The 20,911-nt window shown below is 50.7% G+C and carries 17 protein-coding genes and 1 tRNA gene; 16 read left to right on the top strand and 2 right to left on the bottom strand.

Features of this window, described 5'->3' with window-relative positions:
• Positions 1 to 100: 100 nt before the first annotated feature.
• Positions 101 to 415, bottom strand: coding sequence for a hypothetical protein (locus V3W39_RS01580; protein ID WP_177044037.1), 315 nt, complete (start codon positions 413 to 415; stop codon positions 101 to 103).
• A gap of 364 nt (positions 416 to 779) precedes the next feature.
• Here V3W39_RS01580 and thrS point away from each other — a divergent pair, with 364 nt between their 5' ends.
• The 16 genes from thrS to V3W39_RS01500 all read left to right on the top strand — a co-directional run bounded on the left by thrS (position 780) and on the right by V3W39_RS01500 (position 19,149).
• A complete protein-coding gene (gene thrS / locus V3W39_RS01575) occupies positions 780 to 2,702 on the top strand; it encodes a threonine--tRNA ligase (RefSeq protein WP_177078969.1) in 1,923 nt (640 codons plus the stop codon).
• Positions 2,702 to 3,253, top strand: coding sequence for a translation initiation factor IF-3 (gene infC / locus V3W39_RS01570; RefSeq protein WP_169875357.1), 552 nt, complete (start codon positions 2,702 to 2,704; stop codon positions 3,251 to 3,253). Before thrS ends, infC begins: the two co-directional genes overlap by 1 nt.
• Positions 3,254 to 3,312: 59 nt before the next feature.
• On the top strand, positions 3,313 to 3,507 hold the full coding sequence (rpmI, locus tag V3W39_RS01565) for a 50S ribosomal protein L35 (RefSeq protein WP_002553160.1): 195 nt from the start codon (positions 3,313 to 3,315) through the stop codon (positions 3,505 to 3,507).
• Positions 3,508 to 3,535: 28 nt separating this feature from the next.
• Positions 3,536 to 3,892, top strand: a complete 357-nt coding sequence (gene rplT, locus V3W39_RS01560; RefSeq protein ID WP_003219940.1) for a 50S ribosomal protein L20 — start codon at positions 3,536 to 3,538, stop codon at positions 3,890 to 3,892.
• A 109-nt stretch (positions 3,893 to 4,001) separates the two neighbouring features.
• Positions 4,002 to 5,018, top strand: coding sequence for a phenylalanine--tRNA ligase subunit alpha (gene pheS, locus V3W39_RS01555; RefSeq protein ID WP_003219939.1), 1,017 nt, complete (start codon positions 4,002 to 4,004; stop codon positions 5,016 to 5,018).
• Positions 5,019 to 5,044: 26 nt separating this feature from the next.
• Positions 5,045 to 7,423, top strand: coding sequence for a phenylalanine--tRNA ligase subunit beta (gene pheT / locus V3W39_RS01550; protein WP_330212089.1), 2,379 nt, complete (start codon positions 5,045 to 5,047; stop codon positions 7,421 to 7,423).
• A gap of 3 nt (positions 7,424 to 7,426) precedes the next feature.
• Positions 7,427 to 7,729: an integration host factor subunit alpha gene (gene ihfA / locus V3W39_RS01545; RefSeq protein ID WP_002553164.1), complete on the top strand. Its 303-nt coding sequence runs from the start codon at positions 7,427 to 7,429 to the stop codon at positions 7,727 to 7,729.
• Positions 7,710 to 8,066: a MerR family transcriptional regulator gene (locus V3W39_RS01540; RefSeq protein ID WP_003174972.1), complete on the top strand. Its 357-nt coding sequence runs from the start codon at positions 7,710 to 7,712 to the stop codon at positions 8,064 to 8,066. Before ihfA ends, V3W39_RS01540 begins: the two co-directional genes overlap by 20 nt.
• A gap of 90 nt (positions 8,067 to 8,156) precedes the next feature.
• Positions 8,157 to 8,233: transfer RNA gene (locus tag V3W39_RS01535), tRNA-Pro, on the top strand.
• Positions 8,234 to 8,632: 399 nt separating this feature from the next.
• The gene (locus tag V3W39_RS01530) at positions 8,633 to 10,390 is read left to right on the top strand and encodes a hypothetical protein (protein ID WP_330212088.1); all 1,758 of its coding nucleotides are present in this window, start codon (positions 8,633 to 8,635) and stop codon (positions 10,388 to 10,390) included.
• A gap of 784 nt (positions 10,391 to 11,174) precedes the next feature.
• The gene (locus V3W39_RS01525) at positions 11,175 to 12,398 is read left to right on the top strand and encodes an HsdM family class I SAM-dependent methyltransferase (protein ID WP_330212087.1); all 1,224 of its coding nucleotides are present in this window, start codon (positions 11,175 to 11,177) and stop codon (positions 12,396 to 12,398) included.
• Positions 12,398 to 14,119: an ORC-CDC6 family AAA ATPase gene (locus V3W39_RS01520; RefSeq protein ID WP_330212086.1), complete on the top strand. Its 1,722-nt coding sequence runs from the start codon at positions 12,398 to 12,400 to the stop codon at positions 14,117 to 14,119. Before V3W39_RS01525 ends, V3W39_RS01520 begins: the two co-directional genes overlap by 1 nt.
• A gap of 61 nt (positions 14,120 to 14,180) precedes the next feature.
• The gene (locus tag V3W39_RS01515) at positions 14,181 to 15,170 is read left to right on the top strand and encodes a hypothetical protein (RefSeq protein WP_330212085.1); all 990 of its coding nucleotides are present in this window, start codon (positions 14,181 to 14,183) and stop codon (positions 15,168 to 15,170) included.
• 128 nt (positions 15,171 to 15,298) lie between these two features.
• A complete protein-coding gene (locus V3W39_RS01510) occupies positions 15,299 to 16,216 on the top strand; it encodes a phosphoribosyltransferase-like protein (protein WP_330212084.1) in 918 nt (305 codons plus the stop codon).
• A 3-nt stretch (positions 16,217 to 16,219) separates the two neighbouring features.
• Entirely contained in the window at positions 16,220 to 18,226 is a 2,007-nt protein-coding gene (locus V3W39_RS01505) for an ORC-CDC6 family AAA ATPase (protein WP_330212083.1), read from the top strand.
• 2 nt (positions 18,227 to 18,228) lie between these two features.
• On the top strand, positions 18,229 to 19,149 hold the full coding sequence (locus V3W39_RS01500) for a hypothetical protein (protein ID WP_330212082.1): 921 nt from the start codon (positions 18,229 to 18,231) through the stop codon (positions 19,147 to 19,149).
• Here V3W39_RS01500 and mobH read toward each other — a convergent pair.
• On the bottom strand, positions 19,146 to 20,870 hold the full coding sequence (gene mobH / locus V3W39_RS01495) for a MobH family relaxase (RefSeq protein WP_330212081.1): 1,725 nt from the start codon (positions 20,868 to 20,870) through the stop codon (positions 19,146 to 19,148). The genes V3W39_RS01500 and mobH overlap by 4 nt on opposite strands.
• Positions 20,871 to 20,911 lie beyond the last annotated feature (41 nt).

Below are 20,911 nucleotides of genomic sequence, written 5' to 3'. Positions count from 1 at the left end.
TCAGCTGGTAAAAAAAGCCGTAAAAGCTGCGTAATTTGTGAGAAATGGCAGTTTTCAGGGCTGTTTTTGGTCCATTAACTGGTCTGGCAGGGCCTGAATATTACTTTTTCTTCACGACTTTGCAGGACGAAATAGCCGCGACAGCTTTGTTCTTGAGCGCGGGATCTGCGTTCTGGTTGGTCATGAGTTCCTTGATCTCCGCACCGCTCAATTCGGCATTGATCTTGTCCGCGCCACATTCGCAATGGTCTTTGGCGGTTTTGGCATCAACGCTTTGTTGGGCGGCAGCACTGCAGTCCTTGATGAAGCTGTCCCGCGCGCCGGCAGGCCAGTTCGAAGGGGCTGCGGCGTGCGCGCCAAGGGACATGAAGGTCAGGGATGCAGCAAGGGCGAAAGTCGAGGTAAAACGCATAATGAAATGCTCCTGGAGTCGTGGACGAACGGTGATTCTCGGTGTGTTTGAGGCTCGCCGTACAGTTCAAGTTCACTTTTGGCGCTAAAAGCCGGGAATTTGCGTTTCATGAAGCGGAGCCGGCGCCATGACCGTTCATCTGTGCTAGCATCTTTCGCTTGGCTATTTTCCGGCGCGCCCTTTGCCGCCTTGCCAAGGTCTTTTTTGTTTAACTCCAGTCACTCTGGTTCGATTATCGGTTGGCCGAAAGGCTCCTGCCGCTGTAAGGCAGGCGTTCATCACTGAACGGCCTGGTGTTGGATCTTGTACTGGCTCATCCCAACCCACGTGACCTTTGGTAGGGGTCACCACTAGGAGAGGAGGCGCCATGCCAACTATTACTCTTCCCGACGGCAGTCAACGTTCATTCGATCATTCGGTTTCCGTAGCCGAGGTCGCCGCATCCATTGGTGCCGGCCTGGCCAAGGCCACCGTGGCCGGCAAGGTCGACGGCAAGCTGGTTGACGCCAGCGACCTGATCACCTCTGATGCCAGCCTGCAAATCATCACGCCCAAGGATCAAGAGGGGCTGGAGATCATTCGCCACTCTTGCGCGCACCTGATTGGCCATGCGGTCAAGCAGCTGTACCCAACCGCGAAGATGGTCATCGGCCCGGTCATCGACGAAGGCTTCTATTACGACATCGCCTACGAGCGTCCCTTCACTCCGGACGACCTGGCGGCCATCGAGCAGCGCATGCACGCGCTGATCGAGAAAGATTACGACGTCATCAAGAAGGTCACTCCGCGTGCCGAAGTGATCGATGTGTTCACCGCCCGCGGCGAAGACTACAAGCTGCGCCTGGTGGAAGACATGCCGGACGAGCAGGCCATGGGCCTGTATTACCACGAAGAATACGTCGACATGTGCCGTGGCCCGCACGTGCCGAACACGCGGTTCCTCAAGTCGTTCAAACTGACCAAGCTGTCCGGTGCCTACTGGCGCGGTGACGCAAAGAATGAACAACTGCAGCGGATCTACGGCACTGCCTGGGCTGACAAGAAGCAGCTGGCGGCCTACATCCAGCGCATCGAAGAAGCCGAAAAACGCGACCACCGCAAGATCGGCAAGCGCCTGAACCTGTTCCACCTCCAGGAAGAAGCGCCGGGCATGGTGTTCTGGCACCCGAACGGCTGGACCCTGTACCAGGTGCTCGAGCAGTACATGCGCAAGGTTCAGCGCGACAACGGCTACCTGGAGATCAAGACTCCGCAAGTCGTTGACCGCAGCCTGTGGGAGAAATCCGGGCACTGGGCCAACTACGCCGACAACATGTTCACCACCCAGTCGGAAAACCGCGACTACGCCATCAAGCCGATGAACTGCCCGTGCCACGTACAGGTGTTCAACCAGGGCCTGAAGAGCTACCGCGAGTTGCCGATGCGTCTGGCCGAGTTCGGTGCCTGCCACCGTAACGAGCCGTCGGGTGCGCTGCACGGCATCATGCGCGTGCGCGGCTTCACTCAGGACGACGCCCACATCTTCTGCACCGAAGAGCAGATGCAGGCCGAATCCGCTGCGTTCATCAAGCTGACCATGGACGTGTACCGCGATTTCGGCTTTACCGAAGTCGAAATGAAGCTGTCCACTCGTCCGGAAAAACGCGTCGGTTCCGATGAGTTGTGGGATCGCGCCGAGTCTGCACTGGCCGCCGCCCTTGATAGCGCGGGCCTTGCGTACGACCTGCAACCGGGCGAGGGCGCGTTCTACGGTCCGAAGATCGAGTTCTCGCTGAAAGATTGCCTTGGTCGCGTCTGGCAGTGTGGTACCCTGCAGCTCGATTTTAACCTGCCGATCCGTCTGGGAGCCGAATACGTCTCCGAAGACAACAGCCGTAAACACCCGGTTATGCTGCACCGGGCGATCCTCGGCTCGTTCGAACGGTTCGTCGGGATCCTGATCGAGCACTACGAGGGTGCATTCCCTGCGTGGCTGGCTCCGACACAGGCAGTGATCATGAATATCACTGATAAACAGGCAGATTTTGCCGCTGAAGTTGAAAAAACTCTCAATGAAAGCGGGTTTCGTGCCAAGTCCGACTTGAGAAATGAAAAGATCGGCTTTAAAATCCGCGAGCATACTTTGCTCAAGGTTCCCTATCTTTTGGTTATCGGAGATCGGGAAGTCGAGATGCAGACTGTCGCTGTGCGTACTCGTGAAGGTGCTGACCTGGGCTCGATGCCCGTCGCCCAGTTCGCTGAGTTCCTCGCGCAAGCGGTTTCCCGGCGTGGTCGCCCAGATTCGGAGTAATTATTATTAAGCGTGAAATGAGACAAGATAAACGAGCTGCACCGAAAGCCCCGATCAACGAGAATATCTCGGCACGCGAGGTTCGGTTAATTGGCGCTGACGGCGAGCAGATTGGCATCGTCTCGATTGATGAAGCGCTTCGTATTGCTGAAGAGTCCAAATTGGACCTGGTGGAAATCTCCGCCGACGCAATCCCACCCGTTTGCCGGGTGATGGACTACGGCAAGTCGATCTTCGAAAAGAAGAAGCAGATTGCCGCGGCGAAGAAGAACCAGAAGCAGATTCAAGTAAAAGAAATCAAGTTTCGTCCAGGGACGGAGGAAGGGGATTACCAGGTAAAACTGCGCAACCTGGTACGTTTCCTGAGTGATGGGGACAGGGCCAAGGTATCCTTGCGATTCCGCGGCCGTGAGATGGCCCACCAGGAGCTGGGGATGGAACTCCTCAAGCGGGTTGAAGCTGACCTGCTCGAGTACGGTTCGGTCGAACAGCATCCGAAGATGGAAGGACGCCAGCTTATTATGGTCATCGCCCCGAAAAAGAAGAAGTAATCAATAGGGCACGGCAGGCCTTCTGATTATGTTTATCAACTGAATGCGGAGTACCGAACATGCCAAAGATGAAAACTAAAAGTGGTGCTGCTAAGCGGTTTCTGAAAACTGCTAACGGTATCAAGCACAAGCACGCTTTCAAGAGCCACATCCTGACTAAAATGTCGACCAAGCGTAAGCGTCAACTGCGCGGTAGCAGCTTGCTGCATCCGTCTGACGTGGCAAAAGTCGAGCGCATGCTGCGCCTTCGTTAATTTTAGTCAAGAATAGAGGAAGTAACTCATGGCTCGTGTAAAGCGTGGCGTCATGGCGCGTAAGCGCCACAAGAAAATTCTGAAACTTGCTAAAGGCTACTACGGCGCGCGTTCACGCGTATTCCGTGTTGCCAAGCAAGCGGTTATCAAGGCTGGCCAATACGCCTACCGTGACCGTCGTCAGAAAAAACGTCAGTTCCGCGCTCTGTGGATCGCTCGTATCAACGCCGGTGCACGTGTTAACGGTCTGTCCTACAGCCGTTTCATCGCTGGCCTGAAAAAAGCGTCCATCGAGATCGACCGTAAGGTTCTGGCTGATCTGGCAGTGAACGAAAAAGCGGCGTTTGCTGCGATTGTCGAGAAAGCTAAAGCCACCTTGGCTTAAGTACCCCCGACAGTCACCCTGGGCCGCTTTCGTGGCCCAAGGTGTTAAACGTCTTAAATAGGGGAAGAGCCTTCAAGCTCTTCCCCTATTTTGTATCTGGAGTCTGTACATGGAAAACCTGGATGCGCTGGTCTCTCAAGCACTAGAGGCTGTGCAAAGCGCAGAAGATATCAATGCCCTGGAACAAATCCGGGTTCACTACCTTGGCAAAAAGGGTGAATTGACTCAGGTGATGAAGACCCTGGGGAATTTGCCGGCTGAAGAGCGTCCGCAAGTCGGTGCGCTGATCAACGTGGCCAAGGAGCGTGTTACAGAGGTTCTCAATGCGCGCAAGGCGTCGCTCGAGGAGGCCGATCTTGCGGCCAAGCTCGCCGCCGAGTCCATTGACGTGACCCTGCCTGGCCGTGGCCAGACCTCGGGCGGCCTGCATCCGATTACCCGGACTCTGGAACGTATCGAGCAGTTCTTTACCCACATCGGCTACGGCATTGCCGAAGGCCCTGAGGTCGAAGACGACTATCACAACTTCGAGGCGCTCAACATCCCAGGCCATCACCCGGCCCGGTCGATGCATGACACCTTCTATTTCAATGCGAACATGCTGCTGCGCACCCATACCTCGCCGGTACAGGTCCGCACCATGGAATCGCAGAAGCCGCCGATCCGCATCGTCTGCCCAGGCCGTGTGTACCGCAGCGACTCCGATATCACCCACTCGCCGATGTTCCACCAGGTCGAAGGCCTGCTGGTTGATCGCGACATCAACTTCGCCGACCTCAAAGGCACCATCGAAGAGTTCCTGCGGGTGTTCTTCGAGAAAGAGCTGGCGGTGCGTTTCCGTCCCTCGTTCTTCCCGTTCACCGAGCCATCCGCTGAAGTCGACATGGAATGCGTGATGTGCAGCGGTAAAGGCTGCCGCGTCTGCAAACAGACCGGCTGGCTGGAAGTGATGGGTTGCGGCATGGTTCATCCCAACGTGCTGCGCATGTCCGGGATCGACCCGGAAGAATTCTCGGGCTTTGCCTTCGGCATGGGCGTTGAGCGTCTGGCCATGCTGCGTTACGGCGTGAACGACTTGCGTCTGTTCTTCGACAACGACTTGCGGTTCCTCGCGCAATTTCGCTAGTCGTAACGGATCTTTAGGAGAGCAGGATGAAATTCAGTGAACAATGGCTGCGTGGCTGGGTAAGCCCGCAGGTAAGTCGCGACGAGCTGGTTGCCCGTCTGTCGATGGCCGGCCTTGAGGTCGATAGCGTTACGCCGGCCGCCGGTGTTTTCAGTGGCGTGCTAGTGGGCGAGGTGCTGAGCACCGAGCAACACCCGGATGCTGACAAGTTGCGTGTGTGCCAGGTCAGCAATGGTGCGGAAACCTTCCAGGTCGTGTGCGGAGCGCCCAATGTGCGCCCGGGCCTGAAAATCCCGTTCGCCATGATCGGTGCCGAGCTGCCGGGCGACTTCAAGATCAAGAAGGCCAAGCTGCGTGGCGTTGAATCCAACGGCATGCTGTGCTCCCAGGCGGAGCTGCAGGTCGGTGAAGGCAATGATGGCCTGATGGAACTGCCGGCCGACGCACCAGTGGGCCAGGACATCCGTGTCTACCTGGAACTGGAAGACGCCAGCATCGAGGTTGACCTGACCCCGAACCGCGGCGACTGCCTGTCCCTGGCCGGCCTGGCACGTGAAGTCGGCGCGCTGTACGCCGCCGCCGTCACACGTCCGGCGGTTGCAGCTGTCCCTGCCGTGCACGACGAAGTACGCTCTATCGAAGTGCTGGCACCCAACGCCTGCCCACGTTACCTGGGTCGTGTGATCCGTAACGTCGACCTGTCCAAGCCAACCCCGCTGTGGATGGTTGAGCGTCTGCGCCGTTCCGAAGTGCGCAGCATCGACGCTGCCGTCGACATCACCAACTACGTGATGCTGGAGCTGGGTCAACCGCTGCACGCTTTCGATCTCGCCGAAATCAACGGTGGCATCCGCGTGCGCATGGCCGAAGAAGGCGAAAAGCTGGTGCTGCTCGATGGCCAGCAAGTCAGCCTGCGCGCCGACACCCTGGTGATCGCTGACCACTCCCGCGCCCTGGCGATTGCCGGCGTGATGGGTGGCGAGCACAGCGGCGTGTCCGCAACCACTCGTGACATCTTCCTCGAAAGCGCCTTCTTCGATCAGATCGCCATTGCCGGCAAGGCCCGCTCCTACGGCCTGCACACCGACGCCTCGCACCGCTACGAGCGTGGCGTGGACTGGCAACTGGCCCGTGAAGCCATGGAGCGCGCCACTGGCCTGCTGCTGGAAATCACTGGCGGCGAAGCCGGCCCGATCATCGAGACCGTCAGCGAGCAGCACCTGCCGTCGGTTGCACCGATCATCCTGCGCGCCAAGGCCGTTGAGCAAATGCTTGGCCTGGTGATCGACCCGATTGAAATCGAGCGCCTGCTGTCGGCACTCGGTCTCGGTATTTCTGCCGGTGAAGCGGGGCAGTGGCACGTAGAAGTGCCAAGCCATCGCTTCGATATCAGCCTGGAAGTCGACCTGATCGAAGAGCTGGCCCGCTTGTACGGCTACAACCGCCTGCCGGTCCGTTACCCGCAAGCGCGCCTGGCGCCACAGCCGAAAGCTGAAGCCCGTGCGCACCTGCCGGAACTGCGTCGCCTGCTGGTGGCTCGTGGTTATCAGGAAGCGGTGACCTACAGCTTCATCGATCCAAAGCAATTCGAACTGTTCAACCCAGGCGTCGAGCCGCTGTTGCTGGCTAACCCGATCTCCAACGACATGGCGGCCATGCGTTCGTCGCTGTGGCCGGGTCTGGTGAAAGCGCTTTCCCATAACCTGAACCGTCAGCAAGACCGTGTGCGCATGTTCGAAAGCGGCCTGCGTTTTGTCGGTCAGCTGGATGGCCTGAAGCAAGAGCCGATGCTGGCTGGCGTAGTCTGCGGCAGCCGTCTGCCGGAAGGCTGGGCACAGGGGCGCGACACCGTCGACTTCTTCGACGTCAAGGCCGATGTGGAAGCGGTACTGGGCTTTGCCGGTGCGCTGGATGCCTTCACTTTCACCCCAGGCAAACACCCGGCGTTGCACCCGGGGCAGACTGCACGTATCGAACGTGAAGGTCGCCTGGTGGGCTTCGTGGGTGCGATTCACCCTGAACTGTCGAAAACCCTGGGGCTGGACCGTCCAGTCTTCGTTTTTGAGCTAGTCTTGGCTGAAGTCGCCTCGGGCAAAATGCCTAAATTCAGCGAGTTGTCGCGTTTCCCTGAAGTACGACGTGATCTGGCGCTGATTGCTGATCAAGGTGTTGCCGCCAGTGCTGTTCTGGACGTAATCCGTGAAAATGCAGGGGAATGGCTTACAGACCTCAGGCTATTTGACGTCTATCAGGGTAAAGGCATTGATCCGCATAGAAAAAGCCTTGCAGTTGGCTTGACCTGGCAGCATCCATCGCGCACTCTTAATGACGATGAGGTGAATACGACGACACAAAATATCCTCACCTCGCTCGAACAAAGGTTGAACGCCACGTTAAGGAAGTGACGTATGGGGGCTTTGACGAAAGCTGAGATGGCGGAACGTCTGTATGAAGAGCTGGGCCTGAACAAACGCGAGGCCAAGGAATTGGTCGAGCTGTTCTTTGAAGAAATCAGGCACGCTCTTGAAGACAACGAACAGGTCAAATTGTCCGGTTTCGGCAATTTTGACCTGCGGGACAAACGCCAGCGGCCTGGCCGCAATCCAAAAACGGGAGAAGAAATCCCGATCACGGCTCGCCGTGTGGTCACCTTTCGTCCAGGGCAGAAGTTGAAGGCCCGAGTTGAGGCTTATGCTGGAACCAAGTCATAACGACGAACTGCCCGTCATCCCAGGCAAACGCTACTTCACCATTGGTGAAGTCAGCGAGCTCTGTGCGGTAAAGCCGCACGTGCTGCGCTATTGGGAGCAGGAGTTTCCTCAACTCAACCCCGTCAAACGCACCGGGAACCGTCGGTATTATCAGCGCCAGGATGTGCTGATGATCCGGCAGATCCGTGCGTTGTTGTACGACCAGGGGTTCACCATCAGCGGCGCGCGCCAGCGTATGTCCGGTGATGAAGCCAAAGACGACACCACCCAATACAAGCAACTGATCCGCCAGATGATCTCCGAACTGGAAGATGTGCTGGTGGTTTTGAAGAAGTAATTCCGGCTTTTAAAATACTTCCACATTTCAAAAGCTTGCGGTATATTCCTGATCGCTTCGTTGCGAAGCAAACCCAGTAACACGCCTAGTCGGGGCGTAGCGCAGTCCGGTAGCGCACTAGCATGGGGTGCTAGGGGTCGAGTGTTCGAATCACTCCGTCCCGACCATATTTTTCAATGACTTAGCCCAATCTGAAACGGTTGGGCTTTTTCATGTCTGAAAAAATACTCCCACATTTACTCCCACGAATATCCCGGATCTAGGTGGCTGCGAGCTAGCGATAGCGTCGGCACTGCTTCGCGCCGGCTCTGGCCCCCCATCGATGCCAGGCAGCGCCTGGTAGGTAGTAAGGGCATAGAAACGCTCAATACAAGATTGGGTAGAGAAGTATTCGCCGCTACCTGAATACACGGCGATATCGTTAATATCCTGGGTGGAGCGAGCAGATGCTGACGACTGACCAACTTGAGCTCAGCGCATTAACTTACGCCAACTTCCACTTCTGACTTTGGTTCAACCTTGGCGCGACGATGGAGTTGGCTTCGACATAGCAAGGACGCGTACAGATGATCGACTATCTCGCTGCATTCCCCATTCCAGCCAATCTGCTGCCGGAGCGATTGCGTTCGCTGCTACAACCAAGCGCTACCGACCCCGCGCTTCGGGTGGAGGTCAGTTGTTTCACAGAAAATGACCCCTACGGACCAAACAGCGAGGCAGTGCATATGCTGATGGCTGTCGTTCCCGACGACGACCAAAACTTAGTTCCCATCCTTCACAGCGACCAAGGCCAGGTAGCACATTCGACCCCGGTGCTGCGCGGTAAGGGTAGTGAAAGAAACTTCGCGCCCAGTGTGAGCGGGAATGACTATATTGTCGCTTCGTGGGGTAGTGGTGCGTTCTATACCTATCACTTGGCAGAGAAGGTATGGATGGCGCTGGGGCTCACCCCACGTTGCTTGGGCAATGAACAGCAGCGCCTGGTATACGACGATTTAGAACTGCCGGAATTTGGCGTTGCGGAGGGCGAGATTTCAGCTCAATACCACTTTACGGCGTCTCGGAACATCCAATGGTTCATGTCCAATGAGTACTTGCGCAAGTACCTGTGGCTACGAGGCGGACGTGGTGTCCGCCACTTCTACTACAAGGCGATGCTTCAGGACGGACCGGCGTTACGCGCCTGGATGAAGGGCTGTACGTTTGTCGAGCTTGGAAAGCCGGGGGATTGGCTCGAGGGCGATCTTCGTGAGGATCGTGACGGTTTGCTACTCCAGGTATGGGCGACGGTAGAAGCAGTTTCCTGCGAGCTATCCCCAGGGCAGAGTGCCGAAGGCCTGCGTTGGCCTGGTGTTGCAGGCGCAGTCACGCGCGACCGCGCCAACAGCATGATCGATGGAACCAGCGTCTATCTCGACGACAGATTTCTTGAACGATATGAGCAGAACAGTTTCTACGCCACTACACCGGTCAATCTGCATGGTTTCTGGTGCTGCAATCCTTCCTACCTGGGACAGTGGGCCTTCACAGGCTGCGGGCGAGTTGGTCGCAACCTGATCAGGGTGCAGTTACGTGAGCTGTACAAGGGCAAGCCCGACCGGGAAATTCTGCATGCCTATAACCATGCGTTGGATTCAGGGATCGTCGCTCAGCTCGATCTGAACGAAGAGCACATCGCCTCCAAGGTGGACCGGCTACTTGATCAACTGCTGGCTTTGGGAGAAAACCTGTCCAAGCTCGCGGGTGCCCTGGGCATAGAGAAGTCGGCCGAAGATCTGATTGGATTATCTCGGGGCGAAGTAAGGGCCAATGGTTGGCTGCATTACCCACAGTTGGGAAAGCTGGCTCGGGTCGCGCCCTTAGCGATGAGCCAGCAAGCATTCCTTGCTCGGTGCAAATCCATTCATGAAATCTGGCAGAAACTACCCAATGGCATCCTTAAGCAAATTCTGCAAGCAGCCGGTGTCCCACGAAAGCAGATTGCTGACCGGGCCAGCTTGAAGTTGCTGCAGACACTACAGAACATCTTGGACCGGTTGGATGCAGATGAAGAGGCGACGGATGCATTCAAGAGCGATAGGGAACCTGAAGAGTGGGATGCCAGAAACCCAAGGGTTGCAATGCTTTTCGTAACCAACGATCTTCGAATTGCTGACGCCCACGATACTGTGGGTGATTCCCTGCAGAAGCTACAGGATCAAGGATTCGATACCGCGAGCTTGCATCACGGCTATGGTCGGGCGCTTGATTTTGTAATGGATGGAGTGGTCGATTCTTTCGCGGCAATCAATGGCCCATTACAACGCATTCTTGCTAGAGGTTGAAGACATAAGCTTCAGGGCGCCTTCATTGCTGCTGCCATGCTCCATCAGCGTCGCGAACCGCAGCGGGTAGTTCACGGGTAGATCAAGAGATTGCCAGCGGCCTCCATCATGGTCCAGGGTGATCGCGCGGCGTGGATTTTCCCCGGATCAATGCCGACGTGCGTTGCCCAACTCAGGACGCGCGCGTCATCCTGGTGGCTGTCAACCATGTACACATCGAAGGGTTCCCCGACCGCCTGAAACTCAAGGGCCATGGTGTCGCAGGGTGCACAGCCCTTCTTGACGAAAAGCGCCACATGTCTGCTACCAGTGACCGGTTGTGCCTCAGCCCCAGGCAGGTTTAAGCGTGAGGCGTAGGGGAAAAGTATCATGTCAAATTTACTTAGGATGTTAAGCCGTGCGGCTGGTTCAATTTGGTCTCTGGCTCCCGAATGCTGTGGGCTAGGGGGCGGCTTTAGGTTCTGGGATCCGAGTCTGCTAGGTACGTATATTCATTTGATCTTATGAGGCTCATTGGGCAGACGAACAGCAGGTTCGGATTGGAGATATTTTGTTAGGCGCGCGTGGGATGTGGGATGATTAACCTAAAGGGGAGGCTCCTTCAGCTGGACGATGGGCGTAACGTTGAGGATGCCTTCTGCCTTCTGGCGTTGAAGATGGAGTGTTCAGACCTTAGAGGGTTGTCACCTGTAATGAGACAATACATGCGAGACGACCTAGGCAATGTCGAACAAATGTTTCGAATAGCGGAATCGTTAAAATACTCTAGAGATGTTAGAAAAGTATGAATATAGTTCCATTTACTTCTAGAGATAGTCTCGGTCGGTATTATACAGAAAACGACATAAGTAGTTTGCTGGTGTCTTTGATGGATACTGCTAAAGCCACAAATATATTGGATTTGGGCTGTGGTCTGGGCAGTCTATCATTTGCCGCTTCTAAGCGTTGGAATGATGCGAAAATATTCTCTCTTGATATTGAAAGCAGGCATCAGATTACTAATTCTGAAAATCAGAATAGGCATCATGTAGTTGGAGATGCATTGCTATTTAACCTCCCAAGCACTCTCGGGATGACTGAGGGGTCAATAGACCTTGCGGTATGTAATCCTCCATATATAAAACCCGATTGGCGGGATGAGTTTCAGCAGGTTTCTGAGCAGATTGGAATATGTAAATACTCCTCGATTACAAAAATTTGTTCGTCCGAAGTGTTGTTTTTGGCACAGATGATAAGAATGTTGAAAAGTGGCGGTGAGGCAGGCGTTATACTGCCCGATGGAATATTTACAGCGGACAAGTTTTCAAGTTTTAGAGAGTTTCTTTTAAAAGAACATTGTGTAAAAAAAATAATACAACTGCCTCGAAATATTTTTAAGCGAACTGAAGCTCAAACGCATATATTGATTTTCAATAAAGCTTCTTGTGAAAGAAGCAGTGAAGAAATAGAACTTCGTACTATTCTGGAAACCGGAATTCTATCTCCGGCTATATCGATTTCCTCAGATGATGGTGTTCATCGGTTGGATTATAGCTATCACTCGCGGATGCAACGACATAAGACAAGTTCTTCATCTCGTAGCCTTGAGTTGCAAGCTATTGCGGAAATCAAGAGAGGAAAGCAGTCCTCCGTACAAGTCAGAGATCTGGAGTGTGCGACTGTTCACACCACAGATTTAAGCGGCGTACATTCGAATTATGAACTCTTGGGTGGTATTGATCTTCTGAGTTTAGACCCTACTAAGTTTTTAGTGGCGTGTCCTGGAGATATACTCATTGCACGTGTAGGGCGGGGTTTTTTTAAAAAAATAGCTAACGTAGTCTCAGGATACGCAGTTGTTAGTGATTGCCTATTCATAATTCGTTCTGATAAAAAAAATTCGAAGAAGATATTCAAATATGTGAGTTCGAAAGACGGGCAGTTGAAAATATCCGAATTGAGCTATGGTGTCGCAGCTGCTCAAATGTCCATGAAACAGCTTGCTCATCTAAAAATGGATTTTAAATAATGGCAAAACAACAAGTGGAAGTTGAAGAGCTCACGTCGTTTTTAGAAGAGCGCGCAGACTATCTCGAAGAGAATGAGCTCTTAGCGTGTACTGTTCAGGATGGCGATTTCTACAAGAGTATCTATACTGCCCTGATTTCTCGGGGAACTAAATTGATTGTAGGGCCCCGAGGTTGTGGGAAAACGCATTTAATGCGTTATGCTTGGACTAAATGCAAAGGGGACGATTCGTTACCCTTAGCTATTTATGTATCCTTCAATAAATATTTTCGGCTCGAGCCTTTGCTAAAATCGAAGCCTAACGCAATTGCACTTTTTAATACGTGGGTACTAGCAAAAATACTTATTGCAGCGCACGAAGTGGCATGTGATATCGAGGATGATCAAGAACTTGATTTGAGCTCAATCCTGTTTGCAAAAAAGCAAGATCTAGAAAGCATTGTTGAACGGCTAGAGCAAAGCTTGTCACCCACATCCGATTTGGAATTTTTAGTAGAAAAAATAAGCGTTTCAGGAGTAACAAGCGCGCTCCACTCTTTGACTGATTGGCTAGAGAGAAAGCGGATAGTTGTTTTACTCGATGATGCTGCAATAACCTTAACGCCGGAGTATCTTTACGAGTTTTTTGATATTGTTAGGACACTAAAAACGTCCCGTATATCCCCAAAGGCATCGGTGTATCCAGGAACTACTGAATATGGCCCAAAATTTCACGTAGCACATGAGGCCGAGAGTGTTGATGCTTGGCTTTCTATTGAAGCGGAAAACTACGCATTAGTGTTGGGTGCAATCGCACACAAACGATTCAATGAATATGAGAAAGTGCCGGATGATATCTCGCAACTTCTAAAATATGCGGCTTTTGGAATACCTCGAGCTTATTTGATGATGCTCCGAGAGTATCATTCTGACACCTCGCGAAGTTCACAGCAGAAATTTAATAAGCTCATTGAGAAATATACAAGCGTTCGGCTGAGTGAATACAGGTCGCTAGTAAGTAAACTGCCTAGGTTGGAAAGTATTATTGATACAGGCGAAGCGGCGCTGAACAAAATCGTTGAGTTAATAAAAGACGCTAACTCGCCGGCCAAAAAAACGACTCAAAAACAGATTATTGTCGGAATAGAGGAGGAAGAGAACCCTCTATTCAATAGGATGATTAGCCTGCTTGTCGAGGTAGGTCTGCTCTTAAAGCTCCCAAATGTCTCTCACGGAGAGGATAGGTCTTACGAGCGGTATATTCCCCATTTGGCCCTATTGATAAGAAATCGGGTGTTCAGCCAAGGCCTACATGGGTTCTCCCCTCAGCATGTGATTGACTTCATAGGGCGAAAAAACGTTAAGCATCCTGTTCGACGGTCCTCTAAAACTCTTCTTGGAGAAGAGTTGCTTCAGAAGCTACAACTTACATTACCACCTTGTCGAAAGTGTAATGCTATCCGATTAACTGACACGCAACGCTTTTGCCATCAGTGTGGCAGTTTGCTTGTTGATGAATCAACATTTAATAAGTGTATGGCATTAGAACTGTCGAATCTCCCACGGCTCACGTCATGGCAAAGTAAAGTTATCACCGGTTTAGATGGGGCTAAAACTGTTGGAGATATTCTATCTATGCAAGACCCTGGAACTGAGTTAAGAAAGCTTCGCAGGGTCGGGCGTAAGACCGCCGATAAAATCATTAGTAATGTGCTCCTTTACGTGGATGAGTTTTTGTCGTGACCATGTGTGACTTAAAACTGCTGTTGTGATGGTTATGGATTAGTACCCGAAGGAATGAGCGATGAGTCTGCGAAAAAAACCAGAAGGTGTGTTGCTAGAAGGAGCAGCCGGGTCGGAAAGTGCAACAGAAATAGCTTCGAAAGAGTTTTTCGAGCTATGTAAGCTAGAAGCCATAACGTCACCATTTGAGACAAGTAGTAAGTTTGATTTTGAACATAGTGATAGTGATTTATCACCTATCGATCTATTTATCACGAATACTAAGAAGTTAAATAAATTAGTTACTGGCGACTATAGCCCCGTACTAGGTAATTTAATTTTGCTTGGCTATGTTTCTGCAGCTGAAAGTTACATTCGAGCGCTGATACGAAAATTGATTCACTCTGATGAATATATATCGGCACTTGTCTCTGAGAAAAGCGTATCGTATGCGGCAGCATTACATCATAAAAAAGAAATTCTGCCAGAAGCTCTTCTGGAGGATTTTTCCCTTGCTAGTCCTTATAACGTCTTTGAAACGCTCAAAGAACTAATAGGAATGAAGGGTAACCGCCCAAACCCGTTGATTCTCCCATCTCAAGAATTCAAAAAGGTTTGTGAACTCCGTCACTGCTGTGTGCATCGATTTGGAAAGTTAGGTTCAAAGAACGCAATACGTCTCGGATTGGCGGCGCATACTAAGTCACTAGAGAAGCCGATTTTGTTGTTGGCAGAGGATGTGGATAAGATCGCATTTATAGTCGATAACTTTGTGCGATCGATTAATAACTATGTGTTTAAATTTTTACTTGAGCGGTCTGTGAAAAATAAAGATGACTCAGGTGGCGTATGCTATGAAGTTGAATGGCTTTGGGTGTATGCGAAGGATAAGAAAAGGTTTAACAAATATTATAAGATATTCAGTTCTAAAGAAGATGTTTACAAGTCAATGACGCTCCGAGCGGCCTACGAAAAGTTTTGTTCCGCATTGAAGCCCGAGATTCAGAATCTACCTGAACGCAAACAAAAAGTGCAGAAAAAAATCCTGCGTAAGGTGCTCAGTAATGTATAAAAGGTTTGCCCGTTGTGAGCTTCAAGCTTTGCGGTTTAGATAGAGACTCTTGCTTTCTAAGTGTAGGTCTACTACAGGCTACAATAGGTCTGATTTGCATAAAAAGTGTTTCGATAGAGGGGTAGGCAATGTCATTCGAAATTCCCCCAGGGAAAGAGCGGTTTTTCAGTGATACAAAGCAAAAAATTGAGTCGCTTATCCGTAAAAATATTCTTTCTGGAATAAAACACTATGAGTTGCAGGGCTGGTTAAACAATTTCTCAAGCCAGCGCGCGCTCTATTTGGCAGCACACCTTCTTGATGCGTTCATATATAGATCTCCTGATATGCTAAAAAGCATGAGGCGACATATGCTAGAAATGCAGTTGGCAGCTGCTTTACAACGTTCTGGATATAAAGTACCTATAACCGTAGATGACTTCCTAAACGGGTTAAAGGAAGGGAACCATAGATTACCGATTAGGTTTGTTTCTGTAGATGGTGGATTTGATAGAACTCCTGGTAAAAGCGGCGCTGCTCTGCTTAGGAACTTCAGGGAGGATGGATTGATAAACAAAGGTATAACGATTCGACCAGAGGATGTGGCCAAGTTACCGAAACATGTCGAGTGGTTGGTGCTGGTTGATGATTTTGTAGGTACTGGAAAACAAGCAGAAAAATTTTTTAAGTATTATGGTGTAGAGCAATGGACTGTAAGTCGTAACGTGATTTTGCTTTCCTTTATGGCGCACTCAGTGGGTGTAAGTAAAATTGCAAGAGATTGTTCTTATGTTGATTTTGACTGTGCAGAGATTTTATCAGCATCTCATGGGTTTTTCGCATCAATGCCGGCTGGCATGATGTGGGGTAGGGATGAATATAATAGCATTAAGGATGTGAAAGATTTTTATTATAATGAAGTCTTGTTGTCAAGGGATGTGGTTTTAAAACAATCTGAATTTGATCTGGATTTGACAGTAGCTTTCAATAGAACTATACCGAACAATACGCTTGCTGCCTACTGGACATCCAAAGGACAATGGTGTCCGCTGATTAATCGGGGCTAAGTAATGGACAAAAATATTGTTGATGCGTTTCTGCGTAATAGAGCTGAATTATTACCAGATGACGTTTGGGGGCAGTTTATTGTTCCGCATTTTTTTTCATCTTTAAGTATTTTTAAAGAAAAAAAAGCGGTGAAAATTGAAGGTGGACGTGGTTGCGGAAAGACCATGTTAATGCGTTATTTGTGTCATCCTAGTGTGTTTAGTGCAAATAGAGCCAGTGTGCCAGATCAGTCGCTTAAGTTTATAGGGCTTTACTGGAAGCCTGACATCAGATTTTGTAAGTTGTTGACAAGTGCTTGGTTGGATGATGATGCAGATATTGTTTTTTCTTATTATTTTGCCTTGTGTGTTTTGGGAGAGCTGGAAAAAAGTTTGCTGAGCATTTCCCGCGCTTCGTTAGAGTCTGGTGTGTTGGATGTGAGAGGTACGAAGATTCCAAGCGCAGCAAAGCGATACTTAGGCGATGGCGTTGAAACTTTTTATGATGTCCGTGAATTTGTAGAGGAGAAACTGGCCGAGTTTGAGTTATGGGTTCAGAATCCCTCCCTTAGTCGTCCGATGATGTTTAATTTTAAAAGCGTATTTAAGAGCTTGATAGGTGCTGTTTCTTCAAGTGATCCCCGGCTTGAAGGATGTTTTTTTAGGGTTTTTGTTGATGAGTTTGAAAATCTTCAGGTTGCGCAACAAGTAATTATAAATGATTATGTCAAGCAGCCAGATGATCAATATTGCATTAATTTTTCTGTTCGCTCTCACGCAATTTCCGAGTTTTTGACTAGTACCCAAGAGCAGTTAATAGAGCCGCATGACTACAGAACTATTAACATTGAGTTAGAGTTGGGCCGAAGTGATCAAGGTTTTGATTTGCTAGCTGCAGAAGTGATGCTGCTGCGTTTGCAGAACGAAGGATATGAACTGGCACTTGGTGATTTCAATAAAGAGTCTCTGTTTGATCCGGGGCATATTGAAGCCAGAAATACAGATGCTTACAAATCTGCGGTTTTGGGACGAGCTAGGCAGATTTTTCCTCAAATGTCTGCCCGAGATGTGGCTAATTTTTCTGTTTCAGATAAAGCATTGAAAAATAGGATTGTCACTACTATTAGAAAAGCTCTAGTAAAGCGAGGAGATGAAGGTATTCCTATAGATCTGTTCTTTGACGGTGTAACTCCAGATGTTTCCGTTGTATCCGCTAGCATCCTAAGTCGCAATTCAGCATCAACAGCGGTTATTCTGGAAGAATTGCAAAAAACGAAAGATGATAAAACGAGAGGATTAAGCCTTTTTTGTAAAGAGGGTGGTTGGGTTGAAAATACATTGTTTGGGTCTTTGCTCTATCTGTATAAGGGCCTCCCACAAAAAGACTGTCTCTTGTATGCCGGATTCGGGAGGTTTTGTGGGCTTTCTAAACCTAACTTGCGGTATTTTCAAGAGCTTTGTCATAAGACCTTGCTAGAGGCAAATGCTAATGGTGAGATGTCAGACTCATCAACACTGGTCATAACATCAAAAACTCAAGCGTCTGCAGCATTTGCGGTGAGTAGCAAATTGCTTGATGAGGTAGAGCGGGCAGGGGCAAGCGGGAAAAAGCTACACAGCATGATTATGCGTCTCGGTAGTATATTTGAATCTGCTCAGCGACGACCTAGTCAGAGCGAACCCGAGATAAATCACTTTTCCATCAACGATAGCCAGCGAGTAGCGTTAGATAGTGAGGTGGTTTCTCTAATTAAGGATGGGCTTATGTGGTCTGTGTTGTATGAGACATCTGATACTAAAAATAAAAGTGATTATGATATAATGCAAAATGATTACGTTCCGAATCCGATTTTTGCCCCATATTTTGGTATAAGTTATAGAAAGAAACGTAAGCTTTCACTCTCTGCCAGCGAGGTTAACACTCTATATGTTGGTTCTGGAGAGCAGTTTAAGGCCCTTCTCAAAGATTACGTGGATAAATGGGAAGAGCCGACTGAGACAGAGATAGGAATAAACTATAAGTTGTTTTGATTATGATGAATTTTAGTTGGGTCTCGGTGTGTGGAGATGATGCTTTCAAAAGTGCATCATACGATGTGGCATTTGTCGGTACGGTCGTGGATGATCGGGGTGCTCACTGCCTGTCGATAGCGACTAGAGCTGCGACTAAAACGTTAAGTGTAAGCTATGTCCCCTCGGAGTATAAAATTCACATTGATGGGAGAAGTTGGAGAGCGAATGAGGTCGAAAATATCGCGCTTGAGTTTCCGGCTAAAAATATTCTTTTTGATGCCACTACTTTAGATTTTCCTGATTTGCTACTGATAATTCGAGGATACCTGTTGCGAGGGGAGGCAGTTAGGTTCTATTTTCTCTATGCCGAGCCGCATTCTTATAATAGCGCCACTGGTTCTAAAACTAGGCATGAATTTCAGTTGAGTGATAGCTATGCATCGGATTACTATCCTATTCCGGGGTTTATAAGTTTGCAGACAAATCCTAATAGTGTGGGGAGTGTCACTGTTTTTGTCGGCTTTGAAGGTGCGCGTTTACGCAATTTAATTGCTGATTCAGAGCCTGAGGTTTTGAAGCGGTTTAATATTGTTTTTGGTATTCCGCCATTCAAGACAGAGTGGGAAACTCATTCTTTGATGGAGAATGCATCAATCCTGTTGGATCAGCAGGTCGAGGAGATTCTTTATGCAGGTGCTAATAATCCATACTCGTGCTATGAAGTGTTGTTGATGCTCTATAAAACTAGAGATTATAATTCTTCATTTGAAGTTGCGCCGCTTGGCACTAAGCCAGCAGCGATCGCATCCGCTTTATTTGCAGCTGAACATCGTGGCGTCTCCGTTAGATATGATTACCCACGTCGCTCTCAGGGAAGATCCAGCGGTGTAGGGAAAGTGCATCTTTTTACTGCGTGGTGTGATGGTGATGTGGGGGACTAGTCATTTTCAAATGCCAGATAAGAATTGTCGCTAGGGCGCTCATCAAAAATTATTTTTGTGTCTTCTATCAAATAACCTTTAAGTTTCGAAGTTTTTCTGGGCCCTTGAATTTTACAACTCCAAATATTTAGTCCGTTATTGCGTTTTTTATGTATTTTTAAATTTTCGAATTGCTTCTGCACCCAACGCCATTCTTCAATCTCTTGAGTGGCACCCTGTGAGATACCAGGAAACTCCTGAGCGTAGCGTTGGAAGAGGCCAGGTGTTACTAGAAACACAGTTCCGCTTACGGTATGGATTTTTGCCTTACTGTCGTTGATGATCAGCTTGTGGCTCAGGATGCCTTCCTTGACCCAATTTAGGAAAACCTGACCAGGGTTATTCGAAGGGGGATTTGAGATTTCGAGAGCGCTTTCTGACGGTGCGTCACTGGCCTCGGGGTCTGACAATTCGAACATGTCCAGCAACGTTCCGAGGTAGTCGGCATCCTCCATCGCCATAGGATCTTCCAGCGATTGGTTTTGATGCGATCCTGTTCCACCTGCCTTGGGGGCTAGTGCAGGTGCCGGAACGTCAGTCGGGTGGTCATCGACTGCAATGCTCACTGTTCCGCTGAAAGCTTCTGGGCGGTCTTCGCTTCCCCATATCAATGCCGGTTGAATGCGCAGAAAGGTAAAGCTCTGCTGCCAGTTTCCCTGCGCGATAAGCGCGGTCCAGATGGCTTTGCCTTCTGGTGTGGACTCGACCAGCCCATGCGATTGCAGTTCGTCGAACACCGCGATGTTGGAGGAGGGAATGCCCTCAATCGCTTGCGACAGCAGATAGGCTCGCAGCTTGTCCGTGACCGTTTTGCTCACGAGCCAGAGGGCGTCCTGGGTCAGCCAACCCGCGGCACCTGCCTGGTTGAGTTTTAGTTCGTGTTGAACCAGATGACGCAGTCCGCTGATCAAGTGATGTTGCAGCGACTGAATCGGTGCTTGTAGCGCCTTGCTCGGGTTACCACCGATGTTCTGTGCGGTGGAAACACGGTCGGCCTGCATCACCAACTCACCGAGCACGCCGGCACGTTCGTACTGGCCCGCCAGGACATACAGCAGACTGGCCCATAGTGGCGGAAATTCACTGAGCCAATCGAGGATTGGGCGGTCGAGAATTTGGGTGTAGAGCAAGCCTGCGGCGGCGCCGTGCAGGTGGTAGTCACGACCCTTGATGTAACGAAAACGGTAGGGCTGATCCATGGCGCCCTGCCAAGGATGCCAAACACGGCCATCCTGGCGTTCGACCAGCAGGTCCACGGCGATCTTGCCGATGTCATGCAGCAGGGCGCCATAGGCGATGCCAGCCGACCAGGCATCGGTCTGGGCGGCTTGGTCTTCGGGCGCGGCGCCGGTCGGAAGTAGATACGACTGACGCAGTTTCAAACTGCAAGCTACCAGCTCCAGGCCATGGTCAAGCATGCCACCGAGATACGCATGGTGGTGCGTCTCGCTGGCCGGGAGTTGCTGGACCTGCTCGGCGTAGCGATGAATCGGATTTAAATAGAGCTGGATGAACTGCGCGTGGGAGAGGGCGGTGTACTGCCAGATGCGATCGAGCAACTGGCGGCGGTGCTCCGCGGCTAACAAGCTGTGGGCCGACTCGATGGGCAGGTAACCTTCGGTGGCGCTCAGTGTCGGTGGCGGAGGGGGCTTCTGCCTTTTGTGGCGAAACAGACTGAGCATCGTGACCTCCGGCAAGTGGCTGGGTCAGTGGCCTTTTAGCC

Origin of the sequence: Pseudomonas sp. Z18(2022), from assembly GCF_036346535.1 — a bacterium.
Lineage (GTDB): Bacteria > Pseudomonadota > Gammaproteobacteria > Pseudomonadales > Pseudomonadaceae > Aquipseudomonas > Aquipseudomonas yamanorum_A.
The sequence above is the reverse complement of the archived record's forward strand: the minus strand, read 5'-3'. Positions and strand labels throughout refer to the sequence as shown.